This window comes from Arthrobacter livingstonensis, assembly GCF_003219815.1.
GTDB classification, from domain to species: domain Bacteria; phylum Actinomycetota; class Actinomycetes; order Actinomycetales; family Micrococcaceae; genus Specibacter; species Specibacter livingstonensis.
Genome location: NZ_QJVD01000007.1, coordinates 186370 through 194988 on the forward strand (window position 1 = coordinate 186370; position 8619 = coordinate 194988).

At 66.9% G+C, this 8619-nt stretch carries 6 protein-coding genes; 5 read left to right on the top strand and 1 reads right to left on the bottom strand.

All coding sequences use genetic code 11. The features are described from left to right. The first annotated feature begins 93 nt into the window (after positions 1 to 93). A complete protein-coding gene (locus tag CVV68_RS08875) occupies positions 94 to 1101 on the top strand; it encodes a LacI family DNA-binding transcriptional regulator (protein ID WP_110500634.1) in 1008 nt (335 codons plus the stop codon). A 71-nt stretch (positions 1102 to 1172) separates the two neighbouring features. Here the strand turns inward: CVV68_RS08875 and CVV68_RS24905 are convergent, their stop codons facing one another. Then, positions 1173 to 1436, bottom strand: a complete 264-nt coding sequence (locus CVV68_RS24905; protein ID WP_368773180.1) for a DUF1961 family protein — start codon at positions 1434 to 1436, stop codon at positions 1173 to 1175. A 151-nt stretch (positions 1437 to 1587) separates the two neighbouring features. On the opposite strand from CVV68_RS24905, the gene CVV68_RS08885 reads away from it, so the two are divergent. The 4 genes from CVV68_RS08885 (at position 1588) to CVV68_RS08900 (ending at position 8234) form a co-directional block, all read left to right on the top strand. After that, positions 1588 to 2883, top strand: a complete 1296-nt coding sequence (locus CVV68_RS08885) for an ABC transporter substrate-binding protein (protein WP_110500636.1) — start codon at positions 1588 to 1590, stop codon at positions 2881 to 2883. A gap of 30 nt (positions 2884 to 2913) precedes the next feature. After that, positions 2914 to 5001, top strand: coding sequence for a glycoside hydrolase family 92 protein (locus tag CVV68_RS08890; RefSeq protein WP_245933428.1), 2088 nt, complete (start codon positions 2914 to 2916; stop codon positions 4999 to 5001). 138 nt (positions 5002 to 5139) lie between these two features. Next, positions 5140 to 7143, top strand: coding sequence for a DUF6807 family protein (locus CVV68_RS08895; RefSeq protein ID WP_110500660.1), 2004 nt, complete (start codon positions 5140 to 5142; stop codon positions 7141 to 7143). Further along, positions 7140 to 8234: a M24 family metallopeptidase gene (locus CVV68_RS08900; RefSeq protein ID WP_211320768.1), complete on the top strand. Its 1095-nt coding sequence runs from the start codon at positions 7140 to 7142 to the stop codon at positions 8232 to 8234. Before CVV68_RS08895 ends, CVV68_RS08900 begins: the two co-directional genes overlap by 4 nt. The last annotated feature ends 385 nt before the right edge of the window (positions 8235 to 8619 follow it).

Consider the following 8619-nt stretch of genomic DNA (forward strand, 5'->3'; position numbering starts at 1 on the left):
TAATACGATTCAACGTACACTTGAAATCCAAGCAATGTCAACCACCGCCCATCGGAAAACGCTTTCTTACGGGTGCGGGAGTGGAGTAGATTCATGCGGCCAGCAAGCATCAAGGACGTGGCCAGCCACGCCGGCGTGGCCGTGGGCACCGTGTCCAACGTCCTTAATTATCCGGACAGGGTGGCGGACAAGACGCGCAGCCGCGTCCTGGACTCCATCGCGGAGCTTGGGTTCGTGCGCAACGACGTTGCCAGGCAGCTGCGGGCCGGGCAAAGCCGTACCATCGGGCTGATTGTGCTGGACATCGGCAACCCGTTCTTCTCCTCGCTTGCCCGCGCAGCCGAAGATGCCGCGGCGGACAGCGGCAATGCCGTGGTGCTCGGTAACAGCGGACACGATGCCACCCGTGAGCTCCACTACATCGACCTGTTCGAGGAGCAAAGGGTGCAGGGGGTGCTCATCTCCCCCGTTGCCGACATTACGGAGCGGCTCCGAGCGCTGACCCAACGTGGCACGAAAGTGATCCTGGTGGACAGCCCCGCCGGCGGGGACACATTCAGCTCCGTTTCAGTCGACGACGTGTCCGGCGGGTACCTGGCCACCAAGCACCTGCTGGGCCTGGGCCGGCGGCGCATTGCCTTCGTAGCCGGTCCGCAGCGCTTCCACCAGGTCCGGGACCGCCTGGCCGGCGCCACCCGGGCTGTGGAGGAAGTTGCCGGAGCCACCTTGGAGGTACTCCAGGCCGACGACCTGACCGTGCTGGCCGGCCGCGGCATTGGCGACGGACTGGTGGGCCGCGACCGCGGTTCCCTGCCCGACGGGCTCTTCTGCGCGAACGACCTCCTGGCGCTGGGTGTCATGCAGTCACTGACCATGCTGCGCACCCTGCGCATCCCGGAAGACGTGGCCCTGGTGGGCTACGACGACATCGACTTTGCCGCTTCGGCCGTGGTGCCGCTGACCTCGATCCGGCAGCCGACGGCGCTGATTGGCCGCACCGCCGTGGAACTGCTGACGGAGCAGCTGTCCGACCCGGCTGCCCGGCCACGCTCGGTGGTTTTCAAGCCCGAACTGGTGGTCCGGGCCAGCACGAACGGCTGACACAAGCAGCCGGCAGTGCCTGGGATGTCGATATGGACAGTTGAGTCCTCCATATGGTTTAGCGGGATCAATTATCCATATCGGCATCCTCGCCCGCCGCCGCGGACCGGCGGGCCTGATGCACCCTCATCCGTCCAGTCCAGGAGGGCCAACCCATTGATGCTGAACGTGACGCGCGGGCCGTCCCTGAGAAGTTCGACGGCGTAGTACCCGGAGGCGTCTTCGGCGTCCGGCAGCGGGCCGTGCCGCGGGCAACGCGATGGAACCCGCGCTCTTGGGTAGCTTGCAGCTGCGAAGGACCCGCTCCAACGCGGCCCGGTGCCGCGGCCCACCACCAGGACCCCCTTTGCCCAAGTGACCCGCCGCAAACCGGGGCCATTGACCTTCCGTCCGGCACTTGATACGTTTCACGACAGGAAAGCGCTTTCTGCGCCACGTCGTCGCATTCGCGACGGGGGCCTCGAACATAATTGGAAGGCAGGATCAATGTCGATGCATCTCTCGCGACGCAGTTTCGCACAGGCTTCCCTGGGGGTGGCCGCCCTTGCGCTGCTTTCCGCCTGCGGCAATAACTCTCATTCGACCGATGCCGATGGCAATGTCACCCTGAGGTTTGCCTGGTGGGGCAATGCCAGCCGCGCCGAGGCCACGCAAAAGGTCATCGCCGCGTTTGAGGCCGCCAATCCAACCATCAAGGTCAAGGGCGAGCCCGGCGATTTCAGCGGCTACTTCGACAAACTTGCCACGAGCGTTGCCGCCAGGGACGCACCCGATGTCTTCACCCTGGGTGGCGCCTATCCGGCCGAATACGCCAACCGCGGCGCGCTGCTGGACCTGGCCAAGGTCAAGGGAACCCTTGAGCTGTCCGGCATGGACAAGTCGGCGCTGGCCAACGGACAGGTCAAGGGAACCCAATACGGCATTTCCACGGGAGCCAATGCGCTGGCCATGGTGGTCAATCCCGCCGTTTTTAAGGCCTCCGGCGTTCCGCGCCCAGACGCCTCAAGCTGGACCTGGGACGATTTTCGCGACGCTGCTGCAAGAATCACCGCCAACAGCCCCACCGGCACCTTTGGCTCCGCCTCCGTCCTGACCCACGATTCGCTGGATGCCTTTGCCCGCCAGCGCGGGGAATCGCTGTACACGCAGGACGGCAGGCTCGGCCTCACCCAGGCAACGGTTGCCGACTACTTTGGATTCTCCCTGGCGCTCACCACTTCCAAGGCCTCGCCGTCGCCCTCCGAGTTGGTGGAGCAGGCAAACATCAGTGTGGAGCAAAGCCTCATGGGCACGGGCAAGGCCGCCATGATGCTCACCTGGAGCAACTCCCTGCGCGCGCTCGGCGGGGCAGCCGGCACAGACTTGGAACTGTTGCCGCTGCCCGGGGAGTCACCCACCCCCGGCATTTGGCTGCAGTCCTCGCAATACTTTTCCATTTCCGCACAGAGCAAAAAGACCGAGGCAGCGGCGAAGCTGGTCAGTTTCCTCGTCAACGACACCGCCGCGGCAAAGATCATGCTCACCGACAGGGGCGTCCCCAGCAATGCCGCCATCCGCGCCGTCATCGCCCCGGAGCTGAGCAAGCAGGGCCAGAGCGAGGTGGCGTACCTGGACAAGGTAAGTGGAACCAAGTTTGCGCCAACGTTCATCGGTCCCACGGGCTCCACGGCGGTGTCGGAAATTACTGCCCGGATCAACACGAACGTCATGTTCGCCAAGACCAGCCCTGCCGACGCCGCCAAGCAGTGGATGGACGAAAGCGCCGCCGCCATCAGCGCCTGACTGCTCCGCCCATTAAACCGGAAGAACGCCGTGATAGACCGCAAAGCCCTTGTCCGCCGCCACAATGTCACCTTCGACGACATCGACCCCCGCGCCCCGCTGACCCTCGGCAACGGAGACTTCGCCTTCACTGCGGACGTCACAGGTCTGCAAACCGTTCCGGATGCCTACCCGGCGCCCGGACGATACGTCGAACAGCCGGGAACCCTCCTGGGCACGCAGTCCAGCTGGGGCTGGCATTCCACGCCCGTCGAGACAGAGCCCGCCCTGCGCACCTCCTTGAAGGAATACGCCAGCCCCCACGGCCCCGTGCGATACGTTGACTTGGCGGGGAAGACCAGCGCCACGGCCCTCGACGGCGGAACGGCGCAGGAGACCTGGCTGCGCAACAACCCGCACCGGCTGATGCTCGGCGCCGTGGCCTTGGCGCCCGAATCGGTCGGCAGCGGCGAGATCCGGGCTGGGGACATACGTCCGGTCCGCCAAGAGCTGGATCTGTGGACGGGGGAGCTCAGCAGCAGCTTTCGGATCGGGGCGGCCGCCTTTGACGTCCGGACCGTCGTCCACCCGGACCGGGACACCTTGGCCGTGTCAATCCGCAGCACGGGGTCCCATCCCCCGGCTGTCCGGATTGCCTTTCCCCATGGCAGTGAAGACTGGGGCAACGCCGCGGACTGGACCCATCCGGAAAGGCACAGTTCCGAGCTCCAGTCCGGCACCGGAGGCTGGGAGATCCGCCGGACGCTGGATGCCACTAAATACTGCGTCCACGTCTGCGCACCGGGTGCCACACTTGTCCGGCGTGGTGCCCATGATTTCCTGCTGTCCGGGCAGGCCGGCGAGGCCACGTTCACCATCGATTTCAGCCCATCCTGCGAATCGCGCGGCAGGCACGGCTCCCGGGACGCGCCGTCGTTCGATGACACGTCGCTGGCAGCGGCACGACACTGGGAACGGCACTGGAGCCAAGGGGGCATGGTTGACTTCTCCGGCAGCACGGACCCGCGCGCCGTTGAACTGGAACGGCGCGTAATCCTGTCCCAATACCTCACCGCCGTCAATGGGAGCGGCGCCGTCCCACCGCAGGAAACGGGCCTGATGGTCAATTCCTGGCGCGGGCGCTTCCACCTGGAAATGCACTGGTGGCACGCAGCGCACTTCCCGGTCTGGGGCCGCCCCAAACTGCTCGAACGCAGCCTGAATTGGTACTTTTACATTTTGACCAGATCCCGGGAAACGGCGCGGGAACAGGGCTTCCCGGGCGCGCGCTGGCCCAAGCAGGTGGGGCCCGACGGCAGGGAGAGCCCCAGCGACATCGGCCCCTTCCTGATCTGGCAGCAGCCGCACCCGATCTACCTGGCCGAACTCATGTGGCGGTGCACGGGGAGCCTGGAAGATGCCGGACGGCTTGCCCCCCTGGTCTTTGAGACCGCTGCGTTCATGGCGGCGTATGCGGCAAGAACGCCCGACGGCGCGACGCTGGGGCCGCCGCTCGTCCCGGCCCAGGAGTCCTACGGCTTCATGCGCGGCGACGTGGAAAACCCCACTTTTGAGCTGGCGTACTGGCGCTGGGCGCTGGAAACCGCCCAGAAATGGCGGCGCCGGCTGGGGCTTCCCGAGGTGCCCGAATGGTCCGAGACTGCCCGTGGCATGGTCAGCCCGCACGTGGCGGGCGGGGTGTACAGCGCCATCTCCGTCCCACCGTTCACCATCCGCACGGACCACCCCTCCATGCTGGCCGCCCTGGGATTTGTGCCCGCCACCGGATTCATCGACCCCGGCACCATGAGCCGGACCCTGGACAGCGTGCTGGCGGACTGGGACTGGGACAGCACCTGGGGCTGGGACTATCCGATGATTGCCATGACGGCCACGCGGCTGGGCCGGCCCGACGACGCCCTTGATGCACTCTTAATGGACCGCGGCAAAAACACCTACCTGGCCAACGGCCACAACTTCCAGACGGATGCCCTGCCGGTGTACCTCCCCGGCAACGGGGGGCTGCTGGCAGCCGTTGCACTGATGGCGGCAGGATATGACGGCAGCGCCGCATCGCCGGGCTTTCCGGCCGACGGCGGCTGGCAGGTTGCTGTCGAAGGCATCCACCCAATGCCATAGAGAGAGCAGGCTGCGACGGGAACCCGCGGGGAAACCAGGACGCCGCAAAGAATGCAAGAAAGCGCTTTCTCACGTAGTGTGGAACCCGAAACAGGGTTTGGTGCACCACCAACTAAAAGGACTCAACGCATGATCAGCATGGAACAAGCCGCCACGGCTGCGGCACCCGCAGGCGCGGGTACCCAGCTCCCCCGCATTGCACTGGTCGGCGTGCACGGCTTTGGCGCCCACCACCTCAGCAACCTGGACCGGCTGGAAGCTGCCGGGGCGTTGAGACTTGTGGCGGTGGCCGATCCGAATCCACCCGAAGCCGGCCGGCTGGCGAATGATGTCAAGGTATTCCATGACCTGGACGAGCTCCTAGGCGCCAATGTGCGCCCCGACGTCGTCATCATCGCCACGCCCATCCAGACCCATGCGCCGCTGGGGCTCACCGCGCTGGCGGCCGGCGCCGACGTTTACCTGGAAAAGCCCACCGCCGCCTCCCTGGCCCAATTCGAGGAGCTGCGCGTCGCCGCGGTCCAGGCGGGCAGGAACGTGCAGATCGGCTTTCAGTCGCTGGGCTCGCTCGCCCTTCCGGCGCTCGCCGTGGCGATCGGCTCCGGCAGTCTCGGCACCATCCGGGGCATCTCGGCCACCGGCATGTGGCTGCGCGACAAGGCCTACTACCAGCGCTCCCGCTGGGCCGGAAAGCGCACCCTCAACGGGGTCGACGTCGTCGACGGCGTCACCACCAACCCCCTGGCCCACGCCGTGGCGACGGCCCTGCACATCGCCGGGATCCATTCCGCCGACGCCATCGCCACGGTGGAGACGGACCTGTATCGCGCTCATGACATCGAAGGCGACGACACCTCCGCCGTACGCATCACGCCCAAGGAGGGTCCCGCCGTCGTCTGCGCCCTGACCGTGTGCGCACCGGAACAGTCGGAGCCGTTTGTCACCGTCCACGGCACGGCCGGAAAGGCTGTTTTTTACTACACGACGGACGTTCTCGAAATCACCACCGACGCCGGCAGCACGCGGGACACCCACGCGCGCACCGACCTGCTGGAGAACCTCCTGGCCCACCGGCGCAACGGCAGCCCCCTGCTGAGCTCGCTGGAAAACAGCGGCGCCTTCATGCGCGTGCTGGAGGCCGTGCGCACCGCCGGGGACCCGCAGCCCATCGCCGCCGAACACGTGGAGTGGATCGGCGAGGGCCCGGCCGCCCACCCCGTGCTTGCCGACATTGGTGCGTGGATTGAACGGGCGACGGCGGCGCAGGCCACCTTCAGCGAACTCGGCGCGCCGTGGGCGCGGCGCGCCCCGGCAACAGACCGGCTGGTGGTTTCCGGGATCGAAGTGGCGCGGGAAATCAGCGGGGGAAAAACCGCTCCGACGCTGTCCCCGCGCCCCTATCTGCACCCGGTCACCACGCTCGGCGGCGCCACTGTCTCCGATGCGATGCCCTTGGACCATGTCTGGCACCTGGGCGTTGGCGTGGCGTTGCAGGATGTCAACGGCGTGAACTTTTGGGGCGGGCGGACGTACGGCCGGGAAGAGGCCGGATATGTGTGGCGGCCCGACCACGGCCACATTGAACGGACCTCGTCCGAGGACGGCCCTGGCTACCGCGTGCAGGAACTTGCCTGGCTCGGCCCCGACGGGGCGGAAATGCTGCACGAGCACCGCACCTGGGCGTGGCACGCAAGCGGGCCCGGAGCCTGGCAGCTAACACTGTCCTTTACGCTCACCCCGGCCGGTTCGGACCCGGTCAGCCTGGGCAGCCCGGGCTCCAACGGCCGCGAAGCCGGCGGCTACGGCGGCTTCTTCTGGCGCCTGCCCCCCGTGGAGAATGCCCACATTCGCACCGGCTCCGCTGCCGGCGAGGAAGCCGTGCACGGCAGCCGCTCCCCGTGGCTGGCCTGGTCCGGCGACTTTGCCGGCAAACCCGCCACCGTGGTGTTTGAAGCCCCGCCGGAAGCGGACGATCCGTGGTTTGTGCGGTCCGCGGGCTATCCCGGAGTGGGCTCGTCCCTTGCCTGGGACACCGCCGTGATACTTCAGCCCGGAGAATCCCTGACGCGCACCATCGCCGTCACAATTGCTGACGGCATCGCCACCGACCACCAAATCAACGAATGGACCCGCGCCAAATGACCACACTTGCCGTTGTCGCAGATCAAACCAGCGACAAGGCAGCCGACCGGGCCGTCAAGCGCGCCCGGGTGCTGGCCGTTCTGGCCGAGGCGGGCCGGGATTCGGTGCTGCTGACCAGCCAGACAGCGCTCAGCTGGTACCTGGACGGCAGCCGGGTGGGCATCAGCCTGGCCGGCGACCCCATAGCCGCAGTGCTGGTGACCGGCAGCGGCGACCACCTTGCCACCTTCAACAACGAGGCCGCCAGGCTGTCGGCCGAGGAGATTCCCGGCGGCGTCACCGTTCACGAGGTGCCCTGGCACGGTTCCCTGACGGACGTGGCCGCCTGGCATGGACCCGGCGCCCTACCCGCGCTCGAAGCTGAACTGGCGGTTCCTCTGCGCCTGGCCCGCCGCTCCCTGCTGCCCGGGGAGCTTGGCCGCTATGAACAGCTGTGCCGGGACGCCGCCATCGTGCTGACCGATGTCCTTTCCTTTGCGACGCCACACACCACGGAGCGTGGGATTGCCGCAGCCGTGGCCGAACGGATAGTCGGCTTGGGCGCCGATCCGCTGGTCCTGCTGGCCAGCGGCGCATCCCGCGCGGACTTCCGCCACCCGCTGCCCACCGCCGCCGCATTGGGCCGCCGGGCCATGGCCGTGGTGTGTGCCCGCCGTGACGGCATGATCGCCAATGTGACGCGCTGGGTGAGGTTCGACGGCGGCACTCCCGCCGAGCTTGACGCCGAGGCCCGCATTGCCGACGTCGAGGCCGACATTTTTGACGCCACCGTCCCGGGCGCGGCCGTCTGCGACATTCTGGCGGAAATCCGCACGGCATATGACAGGCACGGCTTCGGCCCGGAGCAGTGGACACTGCACCACCAGGGCGGTCCGGCAGGCTATGCCGGACGGGACCCGCGGGCCACCGATGCCGTGACGGACACCACCACGCTCAACCAGCCGTTCACCTGGAACCCCTCGGGGCCCGGTGTGAAGATTGAGGATACCGTGCTGCTGGATTCGGACGGGATCCGCCCCCTGAGCCTGGACAGCCGCTGGCCTTCGGAACTGGTCAACGGCATCCCGCGCCCGGTCACCCTCCAGCTGTAGTCCCGGGGAGCGGCGGTTGAGCACTTCCTAGGGAACGCTCCCGCAGGTCCGGGGGACTTTTCACCGGCGCTCCCGCACCGGCTGTGGCATGAACTCCTGGAGCGGTTGCGTCCTTCGGTGGTCGCGCCTGTTGGAGGCCGCCGGCTTCGGTGGTCGTGACTGTTGGAGATCCAGATACCGGGACAGTCCGTTAGGCGCGTGGGAAAGACCTCCAAAATTTATTAGAACGTGTCTTCGGTAAGCTATTGTCTCCTGATAACCACGGGTATATCCTGGATACATGAGCAAGCCGGTTCTTGACCCCGGCGACGGGGACGGTCCCGCCACACAGGATGTGGCGGCACTCATCGGTGCGGTTGTTCTTCCCTCCATTGAACCCTTTGGC